The following is a 23,065-nucleotide window of genomic DNA, read 5'->3' on the forward strand; positions in this document are numbered from 1 at the left end:
GGGGAAGCGGCCGATGACGACGGCGTTCATCCTGTGGGGCGGCGGCAGCCTGGGAGCCGCGCAGGTCGGCATGCTCCGCGCGCTCACCGCTCACGGGATCCGCGCCGACATGGTGGTGGGCGCCTCGATCGGGGCGCTCAACGGCGCCTACTACGCCTCCCGCCCGGACGCCGCGGGCGTGGAGGAGCTGGCCCGGCTGTGGCTGTCGGTGAGCAGCCACGACGTGTACCCGGTGAGCGGGCCCGATGTGCTCCGCACGCTGGCGGGAAACCTGCCCTTCCATCCCCTGCGGGGAGCCCTGCAGGCGCTGGGCGTGCTCAACTACGCCTTCCCGCTCAATCCGGCCACGCTGGCGGCGGCCGCGCTCGGCCGCCGCAACTACCTCTTCGACAACTCCTCGATGCGGCGCTTCCTCGAACGCATCCTGCCGATCCGCGTCCTGGAGGAGACGCTGACGCCACTGTCGGTGCTCACCGCGGATGTGCGGACGGGGCGGCCGGTGGTCCTGTCGCGGGGGACCGCGCTGCCGGCCCTGCTGGCCAGCACCGCGATCCCGGCCCTGTATCCCACCGTGACGATCGGGGACCGCGTGCTCATGGACGGCGGCGTCGCGGACCTGACCACTCTGGACTACGCGGTGGAGGCGGGCGCCGACGAGGTGTACCTGTTGGCGCCCGGATTCTCCTGCCACCTGCCGGCCGCGCCGTCGACGGCGATCGCCATGGCCCTGCACGGTTACAACCTGCTCAGCGAGCAGCGCATCAGCGCCTCGATCAGGCAGAACAGGCGGCGGACCCACCTGCACGTGCTGCCGCCGCTCTGCCCGGTCGAGGTGCTGCCCGTCGACTTCCGCGGCACGGCCGACATGATCGAGCGAGCGACCCTGTCGACCATCCACTGGCTGGAGCGGCACGAACCCCACCCCGGTCTCGCCCGCCCGCTCGGCCCCCCGCACGACGAGGACCACCGGCGGCACCGGCCCGGACCGCCTGCCGGGAGGTCCTCACCGGCCTCCCCGCCGCCGCTGCACACCCCGCCGACCTGAGGCGCCTCGTCTGGCGGCACGCCGGCACGGGTTGTGCCGACCTGCGAACCGCCCTTCGCCTGGGCAAGTACGATCGACCCGTGACCGAAATGACCGAAACGACGCCAGGCTGGCTCGCTCCCGACGACATCGAGTCGGTGCGGGGCCGGATGCCGATCCTGTACGTGGACGCCGTGCCGGTGCGCGTGGACGACACGGGCACCGTGACCCGCGTCGGCCTGCTGCTGCGGATCGGCGCCGACGGCACCGTGAGCCGGGCGCTGGTGTCCGGGCGGGTGTACTACCACGAGCGCATCCGCGACGCGCTCCTGCGCCACCTGGAGAAGGATCTCGGGCCGGTGGCGCTGCCGAGCGTGCCGGTTTCGCCGACGCCGTTCACCGTGGCGGAGTACTTTCCGACCCCGGGGGTCACGCCGTTCCACGACCCCCGCCAGCACGCGGTCTCCCTGGCGTACATCGTCCCGGTACGCGGGGACTGCCGGCCCCGGCAGGACGCGCTGGACCTGGAGTGGTTCACGCCCGAGGAGGCGGCCTCCCCGATCGTGCAGCAGGAGATGAACGGCGGCCAGGGCGTGCTGCTCAAGCAGGCGCTCGCCTACGTCGGCCGCCTGACCTGATCGGGTCAGTCCTTCGCGAAGGTGGGGTCGAGCGCCCGCGCCAGCCGTTCCATCCAGTCGCAGGGGTTCCCGGTGACGTGCGGATACTCGGCGCGGAACTCGTCCCAGTCCACCTCGAGAGAACGGATCGTCTCCGGGCCGAACCGACCGGCGTCGTGCTCCCCGAGCGCGTCGCACAGAACCCCGTGAAGAAGGTCGCGAGGGAGGGGGACGCGCTCGGCGAGCAGGACGGCGTCGTAGAGGTCCTTGCCCTGCGGCCAGATGTCGGAGGCCAGCCAGAGCAGCTTCCACGCCAGCGACAGCTCCGGGGAGGCCGCGAGGATCGGCGTGGCCTCACCCCCGCCGGTGCGGGGGATCAGCGCGATCTCCGGCGGGACGGGCAGGCGCTCGTTGAAGGTGAAGTCGAGCTGGACGGTGCCAGGAGGAAGGTCGCCGGCCCGCCAGGTGAACACGAGACGCCGCCCGGGGACGCGGTCGTACGTCCAGATCTCGTCCGTGGCGATGTCGCCCGGATCGAAGGCCACCGCGCCGTCGGCCGGTCCGGCCACGGTGGCGGCGATGACGCCCTTGAACATCGCGACGGTGAGCGGGCTGTCCATGTTCACGGTGGGCGGGACGACGACCCAGTCGAGGTCGCCCGGTTCACGCGCCTCCTCGCCGACCCACGCCTCGAGCAGCAGGCTCCCACGCAGCACGAGGTTCTCGTTCCACGGGGACTCGGCGACGACCCGAACCAGGTGGTCGATCGCCCGGCGCCGGGCCCGCCGCCACCGGCGCCCCGTCTCCGGGTCGTCGAAGACCGGTTCGCCGGCCCGGAACGCACGGTCGAACTGCTTGAGCGCCGGGTCGAAGATCGGCGGCTGGCGGATGCCCGGCCTGTCCGTGACGGGCAGGTAGGTCGTGGGAAACCATGGCGTCCCGCGAGGCGGGATCGTGGTCCCCTTGGGGAGGGAGACTCCCTTGAACCGGTCCCAGCTTGACGTCATCGCTCCTCGATCCAGCCGTGGTCGACATCAGGGTTGTCGTCGTGCACGACGAACTCTCGTTCGGCTTCGAGTACGGCGTGGCCGTGCCGTTCGAGATCGGACAGCAGCGCCTCGAAGCGCCGGCCGGCCGTGGCCAGTGCGACACCCCGGCATCGCTGCGTGACGAAACGCTCGTGTGAGTCGTCGTCGCGCTGCCGGCGGGCGTTCCGCGACACGTGCGCGCCGTGGGCCACGGCGAGATCGGCGAGTGGCGTCAGGCCACCGCGGACGGCGACCTTGACATGGTGCTCGAAATAGTGATCCGGCATCGCCGCCGCGGCCTCGGCGGTCCGGGGGACGTCCTCGTTCCAGGGAGCCGCCTCGATCTTGACCCGGACGACGGGAAACCCCTCGTCCCGCAACCGCGCGGTGTGGGCGGCGGCGGCCGTCCTCTGCGCGGTCAGCGTGCCCTCGCCCCGGACCGTGAGCATCGGCTGGGAAGGGGCCGTCCCGCGTTCGAGCACGATGTGCGTGAACTTGACGCCGTTCTCCCGCGCCCAGCCGCCGAGCGACTCTACGTCGTCCGCGGCCACCGTCAGGTGGATGTCGAAGACGCCCCTGAACTCCGGGCCGCTCATCGGCGGGTGCCGTTTCCCGGCGCATCCCCGGCGTGGGACGTCAGGGCGGGGGACTCTCGCATGGCGCCGACCATAACCGAGCGCGCAGGCGTACGGCATCGCAATATGTCCGCCGTACGCCGCCCCGCCTCACCGCAGGGACGCCAGTTCGTCCCAGCGACGCGGATCGTGCCGCCCGAGCAGGATCGTGTCGACGAGCAGTTCCAGCAGCAGGCGGTCGTACGCGTCGCCGACCCGCCGGTGCCGCCCGCGGTCGGTCTCGACCCGGCCGGCGATCACGAACCGGCCGTCCGGCACCCGGCCGAAGCGGGCCTCGTAGATCTGGTGGCCCGTCCAGCTCCGGTGCAGGTGCAGCGTTTCGCCCTCCACGAAGGCGGACCACCGGTCGTCCATGCCCACGGGCCGGTGGCCGTGCCGGATGACCGCCCAGTCCTCGTCGCTCCACACCCGCTCCGGCGGCGGCATGACGACGGGAGCGGCGAACGGGATCACCTTGCGCAGGCTCGACCGGGTGACGACGTCGCCGGGCGCGGACGGCGTCGCCACTCCGGTGGTGGAGTGCAACCAGGCGTCGTCGGCGGCCTCCGGGCGCAGGCTCGCCGGCACCTCGGCCCAGCCGGGCAGCGGTTCCACCCGCCGCAGCCAGTCGCGCGGCAGCCCGCCGAGCCCGGCCCGGCCGCCCAGGATGCCGCCGACGATCGCGCAGGTGGTGTCGACGTCACCGCCCGCCGTCGCCGTCGTCCAGATCGCCTGCTCGATGTCGTCGAGGTGCCGGGCCGCGGCCCACAGCGTGAACGGCACGGTGTCGTGCGCCGCCACCTTCCGGCCGTTGCCCAGGGCGTCGGAGGCGAGCAGGGGATCGGCGATCGTGAGCAGCCGCCGGGCCGCGCCGATCCCGTCCCGCACGCGGCCGGGCGGCGTGTGCTCCAGGACGGCGTCGAGGAACCGGCCGGGGGACAGGTCGGTTTCGCGGGCCGCCGTGGCGGCGGCGACAGCCACGGCGACCGCACCCGCGGCGGCCTCGGGATGCGTGTGCGTGACCCGGGCGGACAGTTCGGCCTGCCGTACGGCGCGGACCGGGTCTCCGGCGAACCAGGCGCCAAGCGGGGCGACGCGCATCGCCGCGCCGTTTCCCCACGAGCCGTTCCCGTCGAAGAGCCCGGACGCGAGCGCCCGCCAGTCGCCTCCCTGCCGGACGAGCCGCAGCATGCGGCCGGTGGCCGGGCCGTAGCCGCGGTCGAAGTCGTGGTGGGCTGCGAATGAGGCCGCCAGCGCGTCCTGGTCGACCGTGCCCCGGTCGGCCAGGACCCGGTAGATCGAGCAGGCCATCTCCGTGTCGTCGGTCCACTGCCACGGCCCGGGCGGCAGGGTTCGGGTGGTGAGTGCCTCGCGGTTGGCGGGCACGAAGAACTGGGAACCGAGCGCGTCGCCCAACGCCAGGCCGTACAGGGAGGCGGTCGCGCGGATGAGGGGATCGGACGCCATTGCCGCCCAGTCTGGCACACCATGTCCGCTACGCGGACGACCGTTGGGCGCTCGTGATCGGGCGTCGGCCGTGCGCCGACAGGAGGTGCGGGCGTGGGGACGCAGGGCGTGGACCCGGGCCCGGTTGGCAACCGTCCGCACTGCATCGCGACGACGAGCAGCAGCGTGCCGATGGTCAGCGCGGCCAGGCCGACGCCGCGGGCCTGGTCACCCGGGCCGGCGACGGGCGGCTGGTGCTGTACCGGCGCAGTTTTCCTCGGCGACCGGCTGACCGGCGCCGGAGCCGCGTGAGCCGGGTCATCGCCGTGCGCGCGCGTCGCTGCCCGTCTTGGTCTCGAGGAGCTCGGCGAACAGGTTCTCCCACAGGGGCATGACGTTCTCCGGCGCGTACTCCCTGGCGGTGGCCGCCGCGGCGGCGCCCATGCGCAGCCGCAGATCGCGGTCGGCGATGAGCCGGTTGAGCGCCGCGGCGAGGGCGTCCACGTCCTCACAGGGCACCAGGACGCCGTCGGTCCCGTCGGTGAGCACGTCGCGGGGGCCGGTCGGGCAGTCGAAGGCCGCGATCGGCAGCGCGTGGGTCATCGCCTCGATCATGACCATCGGCAGGCCCTCGAAGCGGCTGCTCAGCGCGTAGATCGAGGCCCGCGCGAGCTCGTCGTCGAGGCGGTTGGTGCGGCCCATCAGCGTCACGTGCGCGGCCAGGCCGTACTCGCCGATCAGCCCGCGCAGGGCGGCCTTCCTCGGGCCGGTGCCGAAGACGCGCAGGCGCCACTCCGGATGCTCCTTCACCACCTGGGCGAACGCCGGGAGCAGCAGGTCGAAGCCCTTCTGCCTGACCAGGCGGCCCGCGGCGACCACGACGGGGTGCTCCTGCCGGGACGGCACCTGGTTCACCGAGTGCACGGCGTTCGGGATCCGCACGATCCTCGTGCCGGGCAGCGCGTGCTCGTACTCGCGCCGGTCGCTGGGCGTCAGCACGGCGATCGCGTCGAACGCTCCGTAGTGCCGGACGATCTCCTCCCGCAGCGGGCCGGGATAGGTGCCGAGGTTCATGTGCTCCTGCGCCACCCGCACGACGTTCTTGGAGGCGCGGCGCGCGGAGATGAGGTTCAGCGCCGGGCGGGTGGTGACGAGGATCCCGTCGTCCACCGAGGCGACGTAGTCGATGACCGCCTTCTCGACCCGCTCGGTGAAGTAGCCCGCGGCGAACTCGCCGTGCGGCACGATCTTGCCGCGCACCCGCCGCCACACGCGCCGGCCGAGGGAGTCGGCCCGTACGCCGGTCCGCTGGTCCACGAGCGTGTTGAGCGCGACGTCGGGATGCAGGCGGAACTGCGGCTCCTCACGGCGGCGCACCACGCTGGCGATCTCCACCTCGTGGCCGAGCGCCGCCATCGCGTTCGCCTGGTTGACCACGGTGCGGATCGTGCCGCCCATGCCGTAGGCGTGCAGGAGCATGTAGCGGATCCTCATCGGCCCTCCTCCTTCGGGAGGTAGCCCCAGCTGCGGCAGATGGGTTTGAGCAGGTCGGGTATCTCGTCCGGCCCGGGCAGGCCGCGTCCCGGCTGCACCGTGCCCGACCGGATCTTGTCGCTCCAGTCGCCCAGGCCCTTCTGCACCACCTTCTGCTCGCCGTACGCCAGCATTCCGGGCTCCCACTCCACCTCAAGAAAGTCGCAGATGGCGCGGGTCGTCTTCTCCGGCGCGGCGGTCAGATCCTCGTACCGCACGGTCAGGCCGGTGAGTGCCTTCCTGGCCCGCTGCACCGCCTTCATGTAGCGCAGCGCGTCGGCGGCGGCCTCCTCCCGGGTGCGCTTGACGGGGTCGGACTCATACCAGGAGGCCGCGATGGAGGCGGGGTGGCGCAGCAGGAAGACGTATCGGGCGTCGGGCCAGCAGGCGGAAATCCGGGTGTACGCGAAGGCGTTGGCGGGGGTCTTGTCCACGATGGTCCGCTTGCCGCTCCGCACCAGTTCCCGGTGGAGCACCCGGTCCCACAGCATGTGCTCCAGGTCGGCCTGGTTGTGACCGAGCGCCTCCATGGCCTTGCGGGCCAGCGGCGTGCCGAACCCGACGGTCAGCCGCCTGACGTGCAGCTCATGCGGGGCGTGCAGTTCGGGGTGGGCGTTCAGGATCGACCGCAGCAGGGTGGAGCCCGATCGCACCGGGGACATGACGAACACCGGCGCGACCAGAAGGCGGTCGGCGCGAGGGTCGGCGGGAGGACGCACCTGTTCCTCCGGAGCCGGGGCAGGGCCGGCGGGCGAGGACGGGGCGGCGGGCGGGACACGGGTGAGCTGGACGCCTGTGAATTTGACGAGTGCGCCGTTGATCCTCCGCTGCCATGTCATGGCCCGCGAGATTACCGGGGCTTCCGGGGAAATCCCTGAGAATCCACCCCCTGCTCACCTGTGATCCCACCACGTGTCACCAGGCGGCTTGCGGCCTCCGCGCGTTCAGCCACCGGCGGGCCGCCTCCAGGTGGGCGTCGCCCAGCCCGTCCCTGGGGTCGACGGCCACGATCAGGAACTCGCCGACCCCCGGATGGCCGCGCAGGAACTCCAGATCGGCCGGCCCGAGATCGTCGTCGAACCACACGAACGGCCGGCCCCGGACGTACTCGGCGACGTGCCAGGTCTTGAGGTTCACGCCGGGCGGGCGGGGAGGGTCGCGGTCGATCGGGACCACCGGCAGCGGGGGCAGCCCGATCCTGGGGCCGATCTCCTCGTTGGCGCGCTCGCCCCAGGTCGTCGCCCAGGTCAGCGTCGCGCCGGTCTCCCGGCGCAGCGCGGTCAGCTTGGCGCCGTGCCGGGGATCGAGCAGCAGGCGGAACCACTCGCCCTCCGCCACACACTCGAACCGGCGGAAGCGCGGCGAGGAGCGCCGCACGGGGTTGAGCACCCCGTCGACGTCCAGCAGCAGAAGGGTCCCGTCCATCAGACGACCATCATCCCGCCGCCGGCGTCCGCCCTCCACCCCGCGATGCCCTGACGCGAAACGGAACGGATCCGGTTCGGACGTCGTCCGAACCGGATCCGTTCGTCGTGATCAGGAATCAGCGATCAGGGGCTGGTGCAGGTGACGGCCGGGGTGGCCGCGGTGCCGTTGGCGGTGAAGCCGAAGGTGGTGGACGAGCCGGCCGCGATGGAGCCGTTGTAGTCGGCGTTGCGGACCGTCACGGAGGAGCCGGACACGCTCTGCGTGCCGTTCCACAGGCTGCTGATGGTCTGCCCGCTCGGCCAGGTCCACTTCACGGTCCAGCCGTTGACCGCCGAGCTGCCGGCGCGGACCGTGACCTCGGACTGGAAGCCGCCGGGCCAGGAGTTGATCGTCGTGAGGGTCGCCGAGCACGCGCCGTTCACCGGGGGAGTGGGGCTGGGGCTGACCGGCGGGGTCGGGCTCGGGCTGACCGGCGGGGTGGGGCTGGGGCTGGTCGGCGGGGTGGGGCTGGGTGAGGTGTTGGGAGCGCCGTTGAGGGCGTTGAGGACGGAGGTGTAGGCGGCCTTCTTGTTGCCGTTGCCGTCGAACAGCAGCGGGGTCTGGCTCGAGCGCCAGGAGTCGCTGTCGCGGACGCCCCACACGGTGATGCCGACGCAGCGCGAGACCGCCAGGCAGTCGTTGACGATGTTGGCGTAGGTGGTGGCCGAGGCACCCTCGACGTCCAGCTCGGTGATCGCCACGTCGACGCCCAGAGCCGCGAAGCTCTGCAGCGTGGTGCGGTAGTTGGCGTTGTAGGCGCTGCCGCTGTTGAAGTGGCCCTGGAACCCGACGCAGTCGATCGGCACGCCGCGGGACTTGAAGTCCTTGACCATGTTGTAGACGCCCTGCGTCTTGGCCCAGGTCCAGTTGTCGATGTTGTAGTCGTTGTAGCACAGCTTGGCGGCGGGGTCGGCGGCGCGCGCGGTCTTGAACGCGACCTCGATCCAGTCGTTGCCGGTGGCCTGCAGATTGGACTGGCGGCGGCCGCCGTTGCTGTCGTCGAAGGCCTCGTTGACCACGTCCCAGTAGGGGATCTTGCCCTTGTAGTGGGCCATCACCCCGTTGATGTGGTTGATCATCGCCTGGCGCAGCGCGGTGCCGCTGAGGGACTGCATCCAGCCGGGCTGCTGGGAGTGCCAGGCCAGCGTGTGCCCGCGCACCTTCTTACCGTGCGAGGTCGCCCAGTCGAAGACGCGGTCGGCGTTGGTGAAGTTGAACTGGTTCTGGTTCGGCTCGGTCGCGTCGATCTTCATCTCGTTCTCGGCCGTCACCATGTTGAACTCGCGGTCCGCGATCGTGGTGTACGCCGAGTCGTTGAGCTTGCCCGCGCTGATCGCGGTACCGAAGTAACGGCCGCTCTGCGCGGCCGCCGCACCGAGCGTGCTCGCAGCCGCGTCGGCGGGAACCGACACCGCCACGGCGGTGATCGCGCCGAGAACGCCGAGGGCGCCGGCGAGCAGCACCCGGCCGCGGCGTGGCAGCCGGAGCCGATCTGAGGGGGTGGCGTTCGTATCCATGCCTGAGCCTCCACAACTGAATCACGGAAAGCGGGACATCCGCGGGATCGGCACCGCGTCCCATCACGGGGACGCACGCCACGAGGGCGTCGCGGACGGCGCCCCCCTGCCGCTTCACCACCGACCTGGCAGGGGGAGACCGCCTCGGGGACTCAGTCTGGAAATCTCTCCGAAATGTGTCAATACTATTGTGAAACTTTCGGTCGCCGAACTGCTCGGTTGGGCCCCGCATACGCGCTAATGAGCGGTTCAGCCACCGAAAACATGGAAACAACCCCGTCCCGCGAGAACAGTCGTCGATGAAAGTTTCAGCACAGCGCCCCGCCGGATCGGGGGGCAGGCGGGCGTGGCCCCGACGCCGAGTGCGGTCAGCAGCACCAGGACGACGGTGGCGACGGCGAACAGGCCGTGCGCGACCACGACCGGCACGGGCAGCCGGCTCGTGCCGCTGCGCGGCCCACCTCGGGAGATCCAGACGCCCAGCAGGGCGAAGCCGCCCAGCGCCATGATGATCCAGGTGACCAGTGCGGCGATGTCCATGATGTGACTCCTCGGGTGAAGGAACGGAACGGGATCGACGGGCTCAGGAGAGCCCTCCGGAGCGGATACGGCCACGCACGGGGATGAATCCATCGCTCTGAGTCACCTCGTCCGCGACGCGAACTCCGTAGTGGTAGGCGAGCTTCCCGCCCAGGTATCCGGAGACGGCGAGGACCGCCAGGCTCGCGGCGTTCAGCGCGAGCATCCCGGCGCCCACCGCTCCCATGGAGATCGCCGGCGTCCGGGCCGTCCTCGCTCCCGAGCCCGGGCGGTGCTGCGTCCAGTTGGAGCCGCGGGGCGTTTAGGGACTGAGCTGCTCGTGGGCCGTGCCGTGCCACTCGACGAGCAGCACGGTGGCGTCGTCGTGCAGCCGGTTCTCGTGATACTTCATCACGGTCCGGATCAGGCGGCGCAGCGTCTCGGGCACCGGCAGCCCGGCGGCGTTCTGCCGGATCATGAACTCGACGAACCGGCCCAGCCCGAACTCGCCGCTGTCGGGGCTGCGCATCTCGGTGATGCCGTCGGTGTAGAGCAGGAGCCGGTCGCCGGGCTCCAGCTGCTCGCGGCACAGCGTGACGGGCAGGCCGAGGTCGAGTCCCATCGGGTGGGCGGGCGGACACTTCAGGGTGGAGATCCAGCGGCCCTGGCGGATCAGCACCGGCGTGTGGTGGCCGCGGTTGACCCAGCTGAACAGGCCGGTGCGGAGGTCGAGGTCGCCGATGACCGCCGTGACGAAGCGGTCGCTCCGGCCGAACTCGTCGATCAGGACCCGCTCGATCGCCTCGCTGTTGCGTACCAGGCCCATGCCCTGCCGCCGGTGGTTGCGGCAGGAGGCCACCGCGAGGTTCGCGGTCAGCCCGGCCGACACGTCGTGGCCCATCGCGTCGAAGATCCCGACGTGCGCCTGGGAGCCGGCGGTGGAGTAGTCGAAGGCGTCGCCGCCGATCTCGTACGCCGGCTCCAGCACGGCGCCGATCGTCACCGCCGGCGTGGCGAAGGTCAGCGGCGGCATCAGGTTCCACTGCATCTCCGCCGCCACGTTCATCGGCCTGCTGCGCACCAGCCGCGCGTGGCAGTCGCTGAACGAGCGCTTGCAGACGACCAGCATGGCGACCAGGGAGGCGAGATGCCGCATGCGGTCCCGGATGCCGTCGTCCTCGGCCAAGGGGGCGAGGCACAGCACGCCGAGGCGCTCGGTGCCGTCCAGCAGGGGGACCCACCATCGTCTCGGGTCCCCGCCGTCGGAGCCGCCCTGCAGCATCCGCACCTCCTGAAGGGCCCGCCCCGCCAGGGTGGTGTCGATCTTCAGCTCCGTCGGCTGGGCTTCCTCCTCGCCCGGCCCGCAGAGCCGGCGCAGCACGCTCTGCTGCAGGTCGGCCAGGTAGATGTCCACCTCGGAGAAGCCGCACGCCCGCACGTAACGGGTGACCAGCGCCGGGAGGTCTTCGAAGGCCGCCAGGTGGCTGTCCTCCAGCATGCCGGTCAACGCGTGCAACAGCCCACGATCATGAGATGAGGGGACGCCCTGCTCCATCTGCCCACCCCCGGTGGTGGTCCTTCACCACCTACCCACGATGCGCCACGACTCGAAGCGCGGGCCGGACCGCAGGGAGATTTTGGGCAACGGATTACCTCAGGTGCGGGCGAACTCGGCGACCCAGCGGCGTACCGGCGGGGTCTCGTCGTCGTACACGTCCCGCACGCGCACCGGGCGCAGCCCGCCGGTCGCGAACGCGTCGATCTCGGCCCGCGTGAGGGGCCAGGGCATCCGGCCCTCCGGGTCGCTCTCCTCCCGCGCGCGGGCGACCACCAGCAGCGTGCCGCCGGGGGCGACCACCGAGCCGGCCGCGCCGATGGCCCGCTCGCGCAGGTCGCCGCGCAGCACCTGAACCGTGTAGATCTCCACCACCAGGTCGAACGCCTGCCGCCACTCCTCCGGAGGCGCGAGCAGGTCGGCGGCGACGTACCGGACGGAGGAACCGGGGAAGCGGCCGCGGGCGGCCCTGACGGCGGAGGGCGAGACGTCGAAGGCGGTCACCGACCATCCCAGCCCGGCCAGGTACTGCGCGTCGTCGCCCATGCCGCACCCCACGACCAGCGCCGTGCGTCCCTCGCCTGCACGGCCTTCGGCCCACTCGACCAGACGCGGGTTGGGCGCGCGGTCAGCCCAGGGGACCAGGGCCTCGCCCCGCTCGGCCGCCGAGTACAGCGGCTCGAACCAGCCGAGCGGATCGCCCTTCTCGACGTGCGCCGCGGCCAGCCGCCGGACGTACTCGCGCTGCTCTTCCACCGTTTTGCCGGTCATCGCTCTCCTTGCCCGAATCGAGTTCCAGCGGCAGCCTCTCACGAACCGGCCGCCCGCTCAGTCGAAGAAGCGGGCCAGCCGCCGCTCGCAGGCGGGCTCCCGGCCGTCCTTCGCTGGAACCAGGTCCGCGAAGACCGTGGACTCGTCGCGCGTGACCAGCAGCGGATACCAGCACCGGCCCGCGTCGTCGGGCCGGCACAGGTGCTTGAACGTCTGCACGTCGATCAGCCGGACGTGCGTGGGGTCGGCCACCGCGTTGACGTGCCGCCACCAGGGCGCGATGACGTGCAGCACACCGCCCGGCCGCAGCACGCGGTGGCACTCGCGCAGCAGGGGCAGGTAGTCGGCCAGGTGTTCCAGCACGTGCACCACGAAGATCTGGTCCACCGACTCGTCCGCCAGCGGCACCCCGTACGCCAGGTCGGCCAGCACGTCGACCACCGTGCCGGGGCGCAGATCGATGCCGACGTTGTCGCGGTGCTGCTTGGTGCCGCCGCAGCCGAGGTCGACGACCCGGGGCGAGGCACCGGCCACCCGCACCCGGTCCCACACCGCCAGCACCCCCGCCAGCCGGCCGAGACGCTCGCGCAGCACGGCGAGGTCGGCGGCGGCCGGCACGTCGCCCTCGACGTGCGCGACCCCGCCGTCGAAGCGGACCCGCACGTCCAGGCCGCGCAGCCGGGGATCATGCGCCAGGAGGTCCGCCGCCGCCTCCTCGAGGTCCCGGTCGACCAGGTCACGCCGACGCCTGTCCATCCCGTCCACTCCTCGCCGCTCCGATCACCTGTCGTCTACCCCCGGGAGGCCGGGGCGTACGCATGAGGGGTCTTTGCGAGGATGAATGAAGGCCGTACGACGGGGGCAGGTGAGCGGTCATGGGTGATCCGCGGACCGGGGGGACCGGCGGACAACAGAGAGGACATGTGGGAGGAGACGCGGACGTGGTGGCGGAGAGATCCGGAGCGCGCGACGCGAGGGGCACCTCGCCCGAGCCGCTGACGCCGGAACCGGACGACGAGGGACTGGAAGCGATGATCGGCGGCGAGTCCGACATCGAGACGCCGGCCGCCGAGACGCCGCCGGCGACCGGCGAGGAGTCGGCGATGCCCGAGCCCGAGCCCGACATCGGTCCGACTTCGTGATCAGCCGGCGGCGGGCTTGATCCAGTCGAGGGCGCGCTCGACCGCCCGCCGCCAGTTGTCGTACTCGTCCTCGCGCCGTTTCGGGTCCATCGCCGGCGTCCACTGGGCGGCGCGGTGCCAGTTGCGCCGCAGGCCCTCCAGGTCGGGCCAGTAGCCGACGGCGAGCCCGGCGGCGTACGCCGCGCCGAGGGAGACGGTCTCCGCGACCATGGGCCGGACCACCGGCACGTCCAGCACGTCGGCGATGAACTGCATGAGCAGGTTGTCGGAGGTCATGCCGCCGTCGACCTTGAGAGTGGTGAGCGCGATGCCCGCGTCGGCGTTCATGGCGTCCACCACCTCGCGGGTCTGCCAGCCCGTGGCCTCCAGCACGGCGCGGGCGAGGTGGCCCTTGGTGATGTACGAGGTGAGCCCGACGATGACCCCGCGGGCCTCGCTGCGCCAGTGGGGCGCGAACAGCCCGGAGAACGCCGGGACGATGTAGCAGCCGCCGTTGTCGTCGACCGTGCGGGCCAGGGTCTCGATCTCCGGAGCGGTGCTGATGATCCCGAGCCGGTCCCTGAACCACTGCACGAGCGCGCCGGTGATCGCGATGGAGCCCTCCAGGGCGTACACCGCGGGCTGGTCGCCGATCTGGTAGCCGACCGTGGTGAGCAGGCCGTGGGTGGAGACGACCGGCTCGGTGCCGGTGTTGAGCAGCAGGAAGGCGCCCGTGCCGTAGGTGCACTTGGCCTCGCCGCGGTGGAAGCAGGTCTGCCCGAACAGCGCGGCCTGCTGGTCGCCGAGCGCGGCGGAGATCCGCACGCCGGGCAGCACCCGCCGGGCCATGCCGTACGTCTCGCTGGACGGGCGGATCTCCGGCAGCATCGCGCGGGGGATGCCGAAGAAGCCGAGCAGCACCGGGTCCCAGTCGAGGTCGCGCAGGTTCATCAGCAGCGTGCGGCTGGCGTTGGTCACGTCGGTGACGTGGACGCCGCCGTCCGGGCCTCCGGTGAGGTTCCAGATGAGCCAGCTCTCCATCGTGCCGAACAGGACCTCGCCGCGCTCGGCGCGCTCGCGCAGCCCCTCGGTGTCGTCCAGCAGCCAGCGGACGGTGGGGGCGGAGAAGTACGTGGCCAGGGGCAGGCCGCAGCGCTCGCGCACCACGTGCGCGTCGGGGCGGCGGGACATCTCGTCCACCAGGGTGTCGGTCCGGGTGTCCTGCCAGACGACGGCGGGGGTGACCGGGACACCCGTGCGCCGGTCCCACAGCACCGTCGTCTCCCGCTGGTTGGCGATGCCGACGGCGGTGACCTCGCCGGGCTCGATGCCCGCGTGGGCGAGCGTCTCCGGGCCGATCCGCTCCACGTTGCGCCAGATCTCGACGGCGTCGTGCTCCACCCAGCCGGGGCGCGGGAAGTGCTGCTTGTGCTCCCGCTGGGTCACCGAGACCAGCCGGCCGCGCTGGTCGAACAGGATGCATCGGGTCGAGGTGGTGCCTTGGTCGATGGACATCACATAACGCTGGGTCACGGCGGCCTACCTTCTGGAGGCGGATGCGGTGTGGGGGGTGGGGAGGGTCACCAGCGGGAGGCGCCGAGGTCGCGGGAGACGGCCCGCGCCGCGTCGCGCACATAACCCACCAGGTCGGGGCGGGGACGCCCGCCGGAGTCGCAGATCCGCTCGGTGGCGCCGGAGATGCCCATCGCGCCCACCACGAGTCCCCCGTACCCCCTGATGGGAGCGGCCACCCCCGCCTCGCCCATGCCGGCCTCGTCGACGTCCGACGCCCAGCCGTGCTCGCGCACGGTCGCGAGCATGCGCGACATCTCCCTGTGCGTCCGCACGGTGCGGCGGGTGAACTGCTCCAGCTCCCCGTCCTGTACGGCGTCCTGTACGGCGGCGGCCGCGTTGGCGTCGTAGGCGAGCAGCACCTTGCCGACCGCCGTGGCGTGCATGGGCAGGAGCATGCCGACGTCGAGCGTCTGCAGGCTGTCGTCGGGCCGGAAGACGTGGTGGACGACCAGGACCTTGCCCTGGAGGTGGGTGCCGATCCGCACCGCCTCGCCGCTGCGCGCGGCCAGGGCGTCGGCCCAGTTGATCGCCCGCGAGCGGAGCTCGTTCACGTCGAGGTAGCTGGTGCCCAGGTGCAGCAGCGCCGCGCCGAGCTGGTACTTGCCGGTCGCCTCGTCCTGCTCGACGAAGCCGACGAGCTGGAGGGTGCGCAGGATGCCGTGCGCCGTGCCGCGGGCCAGCCCCAGGGAGTTCGCGATCTCGGTGAGGCCGAGCCGCCCCGATCCCTGGGCGAGCAGCCGCAGGATCGCGGCGGCGCGCTCGATGGACTGGACCGGACCTGGCACGCCCCGGATCCTAGTGCCCCTCCCGCCAATCTTCGCCCCTTCGCGTCGCCCAGAGCGGCACCTCGCGGCGTTGTCGCCCCACCCACGAAAACTCCTCGCAAGCTCGGACTTTCCGCGGGGCCCGGGAAGATCGCTCGTAGCTCCGCTACGAGCTCCTCCTCCGCCTTGCGATGCACCACTCTGGCCACCGCTCCTTCCGGGCAGATCTTGTCGGTCGCGGCACTAGCCACGTCGGAAGGTGTTCGACAATGCCGACACCTGGCCGGCGCAGTGCGGTGCACTGCAGGAAGATCTTTGGTCGTCGGATGGGTTCGCGCGAAATGTGATTGTTCGCGTCATACCCGGGGAGCGTAGTACGACGTCCGGAGTGTGACCAGTGTTCGACAATGCCGACGATCATTCGTTGACGCTCCCTTGGGCGCCGTTTAGCGTCCGGAAAACCGGCAGTGTTCACAACGAGCACTTCGGAGACGTGACGGGCGTGGTCAAGGAGGAGACAGATGGCGGAAGGGCGAAGCGACCGGCGGCTACTCAGTGAGCTCGCGGCCGAGTTCGCGGGCACGGCGATCCTCATCCTGTTCGGCGTCGGCGTCGTGGCCCAGGTGGCGGCCGGCGGCATCGGCGACCACGACAGCATCGCGTGGGCGTGGGGCCTGGGGGTGACCCTCGGCGTCTACACGGCCGCCCGCATCAGCGGCGCCCACCTCAACCCGGCCGTCACGGTCGCCCTCGCCGCCTTCAAGGACTTCTCCTGGCGGAAGGTCCTGCCGTACGCGCTGGCGCAGACCGCGGGCGCCTTCGTGGCGGCGCTGCTCGTCCGCTGGAACTACAGCGAGGTCCTGGCCAAGGTGGACCCCGGGCACACGGTGAAGACGCAGGGGGTCTTCTCCACCCTCCCCGGCAACGGCACGCTGCCGGTCACCCAGTGGGGAGCGCTGCGCGACCAAATCATCGGCACCGCGATCCTGCTGTTCCTGATCTTCGCGATCTCCGACGAGCGCAACTCGGCGCCGCTCGCCAACCTCGCGCCGTTCATCATCGGCCTGCTCGTGGTCGCGATCGGCATGGCGTGGGGGACCGACGCCGGCTACGCCATCAACCCCGCCCGCGACTTCGGCCCGCGCCTCGCCTCGTTCTTCACGGGGTACGGCTCGGCGTTCCGCGACCAGTACGGTGGGCTCTACTTCTGGGTGCCGATCGTCGGCCCGCTGGTCGGCGGCGTCGTCGGCGCCGGGCTCTACCAGCTCCTGGTCGCCCGCTTCCTGCCGCGCACGGACGCGCCCGAGCCCGGCCGCACGGACGCGCCCGAGCCCGGCCGCACGCCGGAGCCCGCCGCGCAGGCCGGCTGATCACCCCCGGCCGAGACCAGCAACGCCCAGCCCACACAACGAGAGGCGCAACGAGAATGGCAGACTACGTCGGCGCGGTCGACCAGGGGACGACCAGTACCCGCTTCATGATCTTCGATCACGGGGGCAACGAGGTCGCCCGCCACCAGCTGGAACACCAGCAGATCCTGCCGCAGGCGGGCTGGGTCGAGCACAACCCGACCGAGATCTGGGAGCGCACCCGGGCGGTCGTCGAGACCGCGATGCGGACCGCGGGCCTGCAGGCCTCCGACCTCGCGGCGCTCGGCATCACCAACCAGCGCGAGACCGCCGTCGTCTGGGACCGGCGCACCGGCCGGCCCTACTACAACGCCATCGTCTGGCAGGACACCCGCACCGACCGCATCGCCTCCGCCCTCGAACGAGAGGGCAAGGGCGAGGTGATCCGGCGCAAGGCCGGCCTGCCGCCCGCCACCTACTTCTCCGGCGGCAAGATCCAGTGGATCCTGGAGAACGTCCCCGGCGTCCGCGAGGCCGCCGAGCGCGGCGACGCGCTCTTCGGCAACACCGACACCTGGCTGCTGTGGAACCTGACCGGCGGCGTCGACGGCGGCGTCCACGTGACCGATCCCACCAACGCCAGCCGCACGATGCTGATGAACCTGGAGACGCTCGACTGGGACGACGAGCTGCTGTCGTTCTTCGGCGTGCCCCGCCAGATGCTCCCCGAGATCCGGCCGTCCTCCAACCCCGACCTGTACGGCGTGACCCGCGCAGGGGGCCCGCTCGGCGGCGAGGTCCCCCTCGCGGGCGACCTCGGCGACCAGCAGGCCGCGACCGTCGGCCAGGTGTGCTTCGAGCCCGGCACGGCCAAGAACACCTACGGCACCGGCAACTTCCTGCTGCTCAACACCGGCACCGAGCTCGTGCGCTCCCAGCATGGCCTGCTCACCACGGTCTGCTACCAGTTCGGCTCGGCCAAGCCCGTGTACGCCCTGGAGGGGTCGATCGCGGTCACCGGCTCGGCCGTGCAGTGGCTGCGCGACCAGCTCGGCATCATCTCCGGGGCGTCGCAGAGCGAGGCGCTCGCCCGGCAGGTCGAGGACAACGGAGGCGTCTACTTCGTGCCCGCGTTCTCCGGCCTGTTCGCGCCCTATTGGCGCTCCGACGCCCGCGGCGCCATCGTCGGCCTGTCCCGCTACAACACCAACGCCCACCTGGCCCGCGCCACGCTCGAGTCGATCTGCTACCAGACCAAGGACGTGGTCGGCGCGATGGAGCAGGACTCCGGCGTCGTCCTCGACGTGCTGCGGGTGGACGGCGGCGTGACGGCCAACGAGCTGTGCATGCAGATGCAGGCCGACATCCTCGGCGTCCCGGTGTCGCGTCCGGTGGTCGCCGAGACCACCGCGCTCGGCGCCGCGTACGCCGCCGGGCTGGCCGTCGGCTTCTGGAAGTCCACCGACGACCTCAAGCGGAACTGGCACGAGGACCGCCGCTGGGAGCCCACCTGGAGCGACGAGCAGCGCGAGCGCGGCTACGCCGGATGGCGCAAGGCCGTCCAGCGGACGCTCGACTGGGTCGACGTCGACTGAGCCGGCTGACAAAACGAGGGAGTTAACACCGATATGTCTGTACCCATGGGTCCCCGCGCTCGGGAGGCGGCGCTGCGGAGGCTGGCCGAGGATGAGTTCGACGTCCTGGTCGTCGGCGGCGGGGTGGTCGGCGCCGGCGTCGCGCTCGACGCCGTCTCGCGCGGCCTGTCCGTCGCGCTGGTGGAGGCCCGTGACCTCGCGGCCGGCACCTCGAGCCGGTCGAGCAAGCTGATCCACGGCGGGCTGCGCTACCTGGAGCAGCTCGACTTCCGGCTGGTGCGGGAGGCGCTCAGGGAACGGGGCCTGCTGGTGACCCGGCTGGCCCCGCACCTGGTGCGTCCGGTGCCGTTCCTGCTCCCGCTGCGCCACCGCGTGTGGGAGCGCGGTTACGTCGGCGCGGGCGTGCTGCTGTACGACACGCTCGGCGGCGCCCGCGCGCTGCCGCGGCACCGCCAGCTCAGCCACAGCCGGGCCCTGCGCGAGGCCCCCGGCCTGCGCAGCGACGCGCTCGTCGGGGCGATCCAGTACTACGACGCCCAGGTCGACGACGCCCGATTCACGATGATGGTGGCCCGCACGGCCATGCAGTACGGCGCGTGCGTCACCACCCGCACGAAGGTCACCGGGTTCCTGCGCGACGGCGAACGGGTCACCGGCGCGGTGGTGGGCGACCTGGAGAGCGGTGCCGAGCTGCCGGCCAGAGCCCGCCAGGTGATCAACGCCACGGGCGTGTGGACCGACGAGATCCAGCGGCTCGCGGGGGCGTCGCCGGGTTCGCGGGCGGTCACGGTTCAGGCGTCCAAGGGCGTGCACCTCGTCGTGCCCAGGGAGAAGATCCGGCTCGACACCGGGCTGATCCTGCGCACCGAGAAGAGCGTGCTGTTCGTCATCCCCTGGGGTCCGCACTGGATCGTCGGCACCACCGACACCCCCTGGGACCTGGACAAGGTTGAGCCCGCCCCCACCCGGGCCGACATCGACTACATCCTGGAGCACGTCAACGCCGTCCTGCGGACACCGCTCACCCACGACGACATCGAGGGCGTCTACGCGGGCCTGCGCCCGCTCCTGGGCGGCACCGGCAAGCAGGGCGGAGGCTCGGAGACCGTCAAGCTCTCCCGGGAGCACGCGGTCATCCGGCCCGAGCCCGGCCTGGTGATCGTCGCGGGCGGCAAGTACACCACCTACCGGGTGATGGCCAAGGACGCCGTCGACGTCGCGGTGGCTGGTCTCGGCCAGGCCGTTCCGACGTCGGTCACCGAGCGCGTGCCCGTCATCGGGGCCGCCGGTTTCGAGGCGCTGCGCAACAACAGGCGCCGCCTCGCCGGGCGCGCGGGGCTGCCCGTCGCGCGCGTCGAGCACCTGCTCGGCCGGTACGGCTCCTGCGTCGAGGAGGTGCTCGCCCTCGTCGAGGCCGACGCCGGCCTGGGCGAGCCGATCCCCGGCGCGGAGGGCTACCTCAAGGCCGAGGCCGTGTACGCGGTCACGCACGAGGGGGCGCTGCACCTGGAGGACGTCCTGGTCCGCCGCACCCGGGTCTTCATCGAGGAGCGGGACCACGGGCTCGCCGCGGCCCCCGAGGTCGCCGCGCTGATCGCGCCCGTCCTCGGCTGGGACGACGACCGGGTGCGCGCGGAGATCGACGCCTACCGCGCCGGAGTCGAGGCCGACCTCGCCGCGCAGCGTGAGATCGACGACGCCGCGGCCAACGCCGTACGGCTCGCGGCGACCGCCCCGGCGCAGCACGTGGCCTAGGTGATCATGAGACGCCCCTGGCCGGCGGTGACGCCGGCCAGGGGCCCCTCTACGCGATCAGCCCGCGTCAGCCGTCGTTCTCCGACGACGGGATGTAGGCGCCCGGCACCTGGTCCGGCGTGTAGATCTTGGACTCACCCGGGTAGGGCTTGTTCCAGTCGTGCGCTTCGTACCACGAGAAGTGGTTCATCTGCGCGGGATTGGCGTTGTCGGCCTTGGCGTCGGGCCCGGTGAGCCGCTGCTGCGACTTCCAGGCCCCCCACCTCCCCGCGACCTCCTTCTTGTCCGCCGGCACCTTCCCCGACGGCGCGGACGCGACGGCCGGGTTCTGCGGCGCCGGGGTGTCCGCGCCGCAGGCCGGCAGGGTCGACAGACCCAAGGTCAGCGAGGTGCGGTTCGGCACGGCGTCGAACGGCGTGTAGTCGGGCTTGTTGGTGAAGGCCGCGGCCATCGGGGTGGCGGCGCTGTCCTTCTGGTTCATCGGCTGGATCCCGAGGATCTGCTCGATGGTGCGGATCATGGTGATCTGCGTGTAGTAGTGGCTGTCCACGGTGCCGTGCTTGGCCCAGGGGCTGATGATCTGGATCGGGGCACGGTGGCCGTCGACGTGGTCGAGGCCGGCCTGGGAGTCGTCCTCGACGACGAAGATCGCGGAGTCCTTCCAGTACGCGCTGTGGGAGATGCTGTCGACGATCTTGCCGACGGCCAGGTCGTTGTCGGCGACCTGAGCGGCCCCGTTCGGCGGACCACCGGTGTGGTCGCTGGAAAGCCAGAACATGTTCAGGTTCGCCGGGCCGTTGGCCTCGAAGTCACGCTTCCAGATCTCGTACCGGTAGATGTCCGGGACGCTGGTGTCGAACTTCGGGAAGCCGTGCACCGACACGTCGTTGAGCGACGGGATCGGCGAGGAGGAGTTCAGGGTGTAGGCGGTGTTCTGCCCGGTCGCCTCCATGTTCTTGGTGTCGCAGTACAGGTTCTGCCAGGTCGCGCCGGCCGGCTTGGTCAGGAACTGGTGGAACTCACCGAAGTTCCGCACGGTCTTGCCCGCCGCCTGCGCACCGGTCCAGATGAAGCCGGTCCGCTGGTGGCCCAGCGCGTCGTCCTCGGTGTCGTAGCTGCGCAGGTACTCACCGGCCGACGACTCGGTGTACTCCGGGTTGTCGGCCTGCATCAGCCAGTTGTGACCCTCGGCGGAGTTCGTGCCGATGTCGTAGGTGTTGTCGTACAGCCCGAACTGGCGCGCCAGCGCGTGCTGGTTCGGCGTCACGTTCTCGCCGTACTGGGCCAGCGAGGGGTCGCCGTTGCCCTGCGGGATGTCACCGAAGACCTGGTCGTAGGTCCGGTTCTCCTTGACGATCAGGAAGACGTGCTTGATCGTCGAGGGGTCGCCGAGACGCTTCGGGACCGGCTCGGCCTTCTGCTTGTTGCCCTCGGCCCGCTTGACGTCGTTCTTGCCCCAGCCGTTCTGCGCGAAGACTTTGGCCGTGTACTTGGCGATCTCCTTGTCGTTCGGCAGCCTGAACCGCTGCAGGCTCGACGTCGTGTCGTGGGTGCCGTGCCCGGCGCTGCCGGTGGGGCGGCGGGCGTCGATACCACGGGTGTTGGAGACCAGCACCTCGTCGCCGACGGTGGTGATCTCCGCGGGGAAGTAGTCCGTCGGGAGCAGGCCGACGTAGCTGACCGGCTCCTGCGGGGTCGTGTAGCGGTAGACGGCGATCGCGTTGGCGCGTCCGAGCGTCACCAGCAGGTGCCCGTCGTCGGTGAGCGTCACCGCGTCGGGCTCGTAGCCCACCGAGGCCTCCGGCCACGGCTGGGTGGCGATGGTCTGGACGACCTTGTCGCTGGACGTGTCGATGACCGACACGTCGTTGGTGGCGGTGTTGGTGACGAACAGCGCCCCGTTCTTGGCGTACAGGGCGGTCGGGTGCAGACCGACGTCGATGCTCGCGGCGGCGGCGGCCGGGTTCGCCAGGTCGATGACGCTGACCGTGCCGGTGGTGGTGGCGCCGGTGTTCGGGTCGGCCGGCACCTGGGTGCCGTAGGAGTTGATCGTGGTGTCGCCGGGCTTCGCCGGACGGCCGCCCTCGTTGCTGACGTAGAGCCTAGTCCCGACCACGACCATGTCACGAGGGGCGTTGCCCACGGCCCAGCTCTGCTGGATGGCCCCGGTCGCCGTGTCGATGGCGACCACACGGTTCTGGCCGTTGACGGCGGCGTACACGGTCTTGCCGTTAGCGGAGAACACCGGCTCACCCACCAGCGCGCGCTTCGAGCCCTGTGCGGCGATGGTGACGTTCGTCGGGTTGGCGAGGCTGCCGTCGGGGTTCACGGTGAACTTGGTGTAGCCGTCGGCCCGGCCCAGCCACAGCTGCGAACCGTCCGGCGAGTACGTGGGGCCTTCCTGGCCCACGTCGTTGCCGCTGATGCGCAGGTCCGCCGCCGCGTTGTTGCCGACGAGCTGCTGCACCTTCCAGTTCTTCAGGTCGACGATGGCGAGCGCCATCCCACCGTCGGTGATCGAGGCCGCGAGGTGGGTGCCGTCCGGGCTGACCGAGGACGACATGATCTTGCCGTTGTCGATGACGAGGCGCTCGCCGATGGGGTTGATGTACTGGTCGCCGGACACGACCAGGCCCTTGTCGGTGGTCTGGCCGACCTGGTCGGTGCCGAACATCTCGGTGGAGGCGTAGGCGACGCCTCCACCGGCGACGACGAGAGCAGCGGTGGCGGCCGCGAGGAGGCGGGTCCGCCGGCCGGTGCGTCCGTTGAGGAGCCTGAGAGGGACCTTCGCGACGCGCTGGCGCGTGACGTGCAT

At 71.4% G+C, this 23,065-nt stretch carries 22 protein-coding genes; 7 read left to right on the forward strand and 15 right to left on the reverse strand.

Annotation, left to right across the window (positions count from 1 at the left end):
- Nucleotides 1–13: 13 nt before the first annotated feature.
- Nucleotides 14–1,045 carry a patatin-like phospholipase family protein gene (locus tag ACQEVJ_RS18330; RefSeq protein WP_433102496.1) on the forward strand — a complete coding sequence of 344 codons (1,032 nt, stop codon included), beginning with the start codon at nucleotides 14–16 and terminating at the stop codon, nucleotides 1,043–1,045.
- Nucleotides 1,046–1,125: 80 nt separating this feature from the next.
- On the forward strand, nucleotides 1,126–1,662 hold the full coding sequence (locus tag ACQEVJ_RS18335) for an NUDIX hydrolase family protein (RefSeq protein WP_433102498.1): 537 nt from the start codon (nucleotides 1,126–1,128) through the stop codon (nucleotides 1,660–1,662).
- A gap of 5 nt (nucleotides 1,663–1,667) precedes the next feature.
- Here the strand turns inward: ACQEVJ_RS18335 and ACQEVJ_RS18340 are convergent, their stop codons facing one another.
- From ACQEVJ_RS18340 to ACQEVJ_RS18350, 3 genes are all read right to left on the reverse strand, one after another.
- Complete coding sequence (locus ACQEVJ_RS18340; RefSeq protein ID WP_433102500.1) at nucleotides 1,668–2,648, reverse strand: nucleotidyl transferase AbiEii/AbiGii toxin family protein; 981 nt, start codon at nucleotides 2,646–2,648, stop codon at nucleotides 1,668–1,670.
- Nucleotides 2,645–3,265 carry a hypothetical protein gene (locus tag ACQEVJ_RS18345; protein WP_433102502.1) on the reverse strand — a complete coding sequence of 207 codons (621 nt, stop codon included), beginning with the start codon at nucleotides 3,263–3,265 and terminating at the stop codon, nucleotides 2,645–2,647. The genes ACQEVJ_RS18340 and ACQEVJ_RS18345 overlap by 4 nt, the downstream gene beginning before the upstream one ends.
- A 129-nt stretch (nucleotides 3,266–3,394) precedes the next feature.
- Entirely contained in the window at nucleotides 3,395–4,750 is a 1,356-nt protein-coding gene (locus tag ACQEVJ_RS18350) for an ADP-ribosylglycohydrolase family protein (protein ID WP_433102504.1), read from the reverse strand.
- Nucleotides 4,751–4,843: 93 nt separating this feature from the next.
- Between ACQEVJ_RS18350 and ACQEVJ_RS18355 the strand changes: the two genes are divergently transcribed.
- A complete protein-coding gene (locus tag ACQEVJ_RS18355) occupies nucleotides 4,844–5,041 on the forward strand; it encodes a hypothetical protein (protein ID WP_433102506.1) in 198 nt (65 codons plus the stop codon).
- A gap of 6 nt (nucleotides 5,042–5,047) precedes the next feature.
- Here the strand turns inward: ACQEVJ_RS18355 and ACQEVJ_RS18360 are convergent, their stop codons facing one another.
- The 9 genes from ACQEVJ_RS18360 to ACQEVJ_RS18400 all read right to left on the reverse strand — a co-directional run bounded on the left by ACQEVJ_RS18360 (nucleotide 5,048) and on the right by ACQEVJ_RS18400 (nucleotide 12,847).
- The gene (locus ACQEVJ_RS18360; protein ID WP_433102508.1) at nucleotides 5,048–6,223 is read right to left on the reverse strand and encodes a glycosyltransferase family 4 protein; all 1,176 of its coding nucleotides are present in this window, start codon (nucleotides 6,221–6,223) and stop codon (nucleotides 5,048–5,050) included.
- Entirely contained in the window at nucleotides 6,220–7,101 is an 882-nt protein-coding gene (locus ACQEVJ_RS18365; protein ID WP_433102510.1) for a sulfotransferase family protein, read from the reverse strand. The genes ACQEVJ_RS18360 and ACQEVJ_RS18365 overlap by 4 nt, the downstream gene beginning before the upstream one ends.
- A gap of 76 nt (nucleotides 7,102–7,177) precedes the next feature.
- Nucleotides 7,178–7,687, reverse strand: coding sequence for an HAD domain-containing protein (locus tag ACQEVJ_RS18370; protein WP_433102512.1), 510 nt, complete (start codon nucleotides 7,685–7,687; stop codon nucleotides 7,178–7,180).
- A 125-nt stretch (nucleotides 7,688–7,812) separates the two neighbouring features.
- Nucleotides 7,813–9,246: an endo-1,4-beta-xylanase gene (locus tag ACQEVJ_RS18375; RefSeq protein WP_433102514.1), complete on the reverse strand. Its 1,434-nt coding sequence runs from the start codon at nucleotides 9,244–9,246 to the stop codon at nucleotides 7,813–7,815.
- 249 nt (nucleotides 9,247–9,495) lie between these two features.
- Nucleotides 9,496–9,786, reverse strand: coding sequence for a hypothetical protein (locus ACQEVJ_RS18380; RefSeq protein ID WP_433102516.1), 291 nt, complete (start codon nucleotides 9,784–9,786; stop codon nucleotides 9,496–9,498).
- Between the two features lie 43 nt (nucleotides 9,787–9,829).
- The gene (locus ACQEVJ_RS18385; RefSeq protein WP_433102518.1) at nucleotides 9,830–10,012 is read right to left on the reverse strand and encodes a hypothetical protein; all 183 of its coding nucleotides are present in this window, start codon (nucleotides 10,010–10,012) and stop codon (nucleotides 9,830–9,832) included.
- Nucleotides 10,013–10,087: 75 nt separating this feature from the next.
- Nucleotides 10,088–11,281 carry a PP2C family protein-serine/threonine phosphatase gene (locus ACQEVJ_RS18390; RefSeq protein WP_433102520.1) on the reverse strand — a complete coding sequence of 398 codons (1,194 nt, stop codon included), beginning with the start codon at nucleotides 11,279–11,281 and terminating at the stop codon, nucleotides 10,088–10,090.
- Nucleotides 11,282–11,419: 138 nt separating this feature from the next.
- Nucleotides 11,420–12,091, reverse strand: coding sequence for a class I SAM-dependent methyltransferase (locus tag ACQEVJ_RS18395; protein ID WP_433102522.1), 672 nt, complete (start codon nucleotides 12,089–12,091; stop codon nucleotides 11,420–11,422).
- 57 nt (nucleotides 12,092–12,148) lie between these two features.
- Complete coding sequence (locus tag ACQEVJ_RS18400; protein WP_433102524.1) at nucleotides 12,149–12,847, reverse strand: methyltransferase domain-containing protein; 699 nt, start codon at nucleotides 12,845–12,847, stop codon at nucleotides 12,149–12,151.
- A 185-nt stretch (nucleotides 12,848–13,032) separates the two neighbouring features.
- Here ACQEVJ_RS18400 and ACQEVJ_RS18405 point away from each other — a divergent pair, with 185 nt between their 5' ends.
- Nucleotides 13,033–13,233, forward strand: coding sequence for a hypothetical protein (locus ACQEVJ_RS18405; protein WP_433102525.1), 201 nt, complete (start codon nucleotides 13,033–13,035; stop codon nucleotides 13,231–13,233).
- Here ACQEVJ_RS18405 and glpK (ACQEVJ_RS18410) read toward each other — a convergent pair whose 3' ends face one another.
- Nucleotides 13,234–14,745, reverse strand: coding sequence for a glycerol kinase GlpK (glpK, locus tag ACQEVJ_RS18410; protein ID WP_433102526.1), 1,512 nt, complete (start codon nucleotides 14,743–14,745; stop codon nucleotides 13,234–13,236).
- Nucleotides 14,746–14,792: 47 nt separating this feature from the next.
- Complete coding sequence (locus tag ACQEVJ_RS18415; RefSeq protein WP_433102527.1) at nucleotides 14,793–15,572, reverse strand: IclR family transcriptional regulator; 780 nt, start codon at nucleotides 15,570–15,572, stop codon at nucleotides 14,793–14,795.
- 500 nt (nucleotides 15,573–16,072) lie between these two features.
- Between ACQEVJ_RS18415 and ACQEVJ_RS18420 the strand changes: the two genes are divergently transcribed.
- From ACQEVJ_RS18420 to ACQEVJ_RS18430, 3 genes are read left to right on the forward strand one after another with little or no spacing between them, the layout of a single operon-like run.
- On the forward strand, nucleotides 16,073–16,921 hold the full coding sequence (locus ACQEVJ_RS18420; RefSeq protein ID WP_433102528.1) for an MIP/aquaporin family protein: 849 nt from the start codon (nucleotides 16,073–16,075) through the stop codon (nucleotides 16,919–16,921).
- A gap of 56 nt (nucleotides 16,922–16,977) precedes the next feature.
- Nucleotides 16,978–18,495: a glycerol kinase GlpK gene (gene glpK / locus ACQEVJ_RS18425; protein WP_433102529.1), complete on the forward strand. Its 1,518-nt coding sequence runs from the start codon at nucleotides 16,978–16,980 to the stop codon at nucleotides 18,493–18,495.
- A 45-nt stretch (nucleotides 18,496–18,540) separates the two neighbouring features.
- Entirely contained in the window at nucleotides 18,541–20,250 is a 1,710-nt protein-coding gene (locus ACQEVJ_RS18430) for a glycerol-3-phosphate dehydrogenase/oxidase (protein WP_433102530.1), read from the forward strand.
- A gap of 67 nt (nucleotides 20,251–20,317) precedes the next feature.
- On the opposite strand, the gene ACQEVJ_RS18435 is transcribed toward ACQEVJ_RS18430, so the two are convergent.
- Nucleotides 20,318–23,065, reverse strand: a complete 2,748-nt coding sequence (locus tag ACQEVJ_RS18435; RefSeq protein WP_433102531.1) for a bifunctional YncE family protein/alkaline phosphatase family protein — start codon at nucleotides 23,063–23,065, stop codon at nucleotides 20,318–20,320.

It is taken from the genome of Microbispora sp. CA-102843 (assembly GCF_050936215.1).
Classification (GTDB): Bacteria; Actinomycetota; Actinomycetes; order Streptosporangiales; family Streptosporangiaceae; genus Microbispora.

What these genes read in the sequence shown, in the direction of transcription:
- ACQEVJ_RS18330 (WP_433102496.1), top strand. Translation starts at nt 14, where the DNA reads ATGACGACGGCGTTCATCCTGTGGGGCGGCGGCAGCCTGGGAGCCGCG.
- ACQEVJ_RS18340 (WP_433102500.1), bottom strand. Translation starts at nt 2,648, where the DNA reads ATGACGTCAAGCTGGGACCGGTTCAAGGGAGTCTCCCTCCCCAAGGGG.
- ACQEVJ_RS18345 (WP_433102502.1), bottom strand. Translation starts at nt 3,265, where the DNA reads ATGAGCGGCCCGGAGTTCAGGGGCGTCTTCGACATCCACCTGACGGTG.
- ACQEVJ_RS18350 (WP_433102504.1), bottom strand. Translation starts at nt 4,750, where the DNA reads ATGGCGTCCGATCCCCTCATCCGCGCGACCGCCTCCCTGTACGGCCTG.
- ACQEVJ_RS18360 (WP_433102508.1), bottom strand. Translation starts at nt 6,223, where the DNA reads ATGAGGATCCGCTACATGCTCCTGCACGCCTACGGCATGGGCGGCACG.
- ACQEVJ_RS18365 (WP_433102510.1), bottom strand. Translation starts at nt 7,101, where the DNA reads ATGACATGGCAGCGGAGGATCAACGGCGCACTCGTCAAATTCACAGGC.
- ACQEVJ_RS18370 (WP_433102512.1), bottom strand. Translation starts at nt 7,687, where the DNA reads ATGGACGGGACCCTTCTGCTGCTGGACGTCGACGGGGTGCTCAACCCC.
- ACQEVJ_RS18375 (WP_433102514.1), bottom strand. Translation starts at nt 9,246, where the DNA reads ATGGATACGAACGCCACCCCCTCAGATCGGCTCCGGCTGCCACGCCGC.
- ACQEVJ_RS18380 (WP_433102516.1), bottom strand. Translation starts at nt 9,786, where the DNA reads ATGGACATCGCCGCACTGGTCACCTGGATCATCATGGCGCTGGGCGGC.
- ACQEVJ_RS18385 (WP_433102518.1), bottom strand. Translation starts at nt 10,012, where the DNA reads ATGGGAGCGGTGGGCGCCGGGATGCTCGCGCTGAACGCCGCGAGCCTG.
- ACQEVJ_RS18395 (WP_433102522.1), bottom strand. Translation starts at nt 12,091, where the DNA reads ATGACCGGCAAAACGGTGGAAGAGCAGCGCGAGTACGTCCGGCGGCTG.
- ACQEVJ_RS18400 (WP_433102524.1), bottom strand. Translation starts at nt 12,847, where the DNA reads ATGGACAGGCGTCGGCGTGACCTGGTCGACCGGGACCTCGAGGAGGCG.
- ACQEVJ_RS18420 (WP_433102528.1), top strand. Translation starts at nt 16,073, where the DNA reads ATGGCGGAAGGGCGAAGCGACCGGCGGCTACTCAGTGAGCTCGCGGCC.
- glpK (WP_433102529.1), top strand. Translation starts at nt 16,978, where the DNA reads ATGGCAGACTACGTCGGCGCGGTCGACCAGGGGACGACCAGTACCCGC.
- ACQEVJ_RS18430 (WP_433102530.1), top strand. Translation starts at nt 18,541, where the DNA reads ATGGGTCCCCGCGCTCGGGAGGCGGCGCTGCGGAGGCTGGCCGAGGAT.
- ACQEVJ_RS18435 (WP_433102531.1), bottom strand. Translation starts at nt 23,065, where the DNA reads ATGCACGTCACGCGCCAGCGCGTCGCGAAGGTCCCTCTCAGGCTCCTC.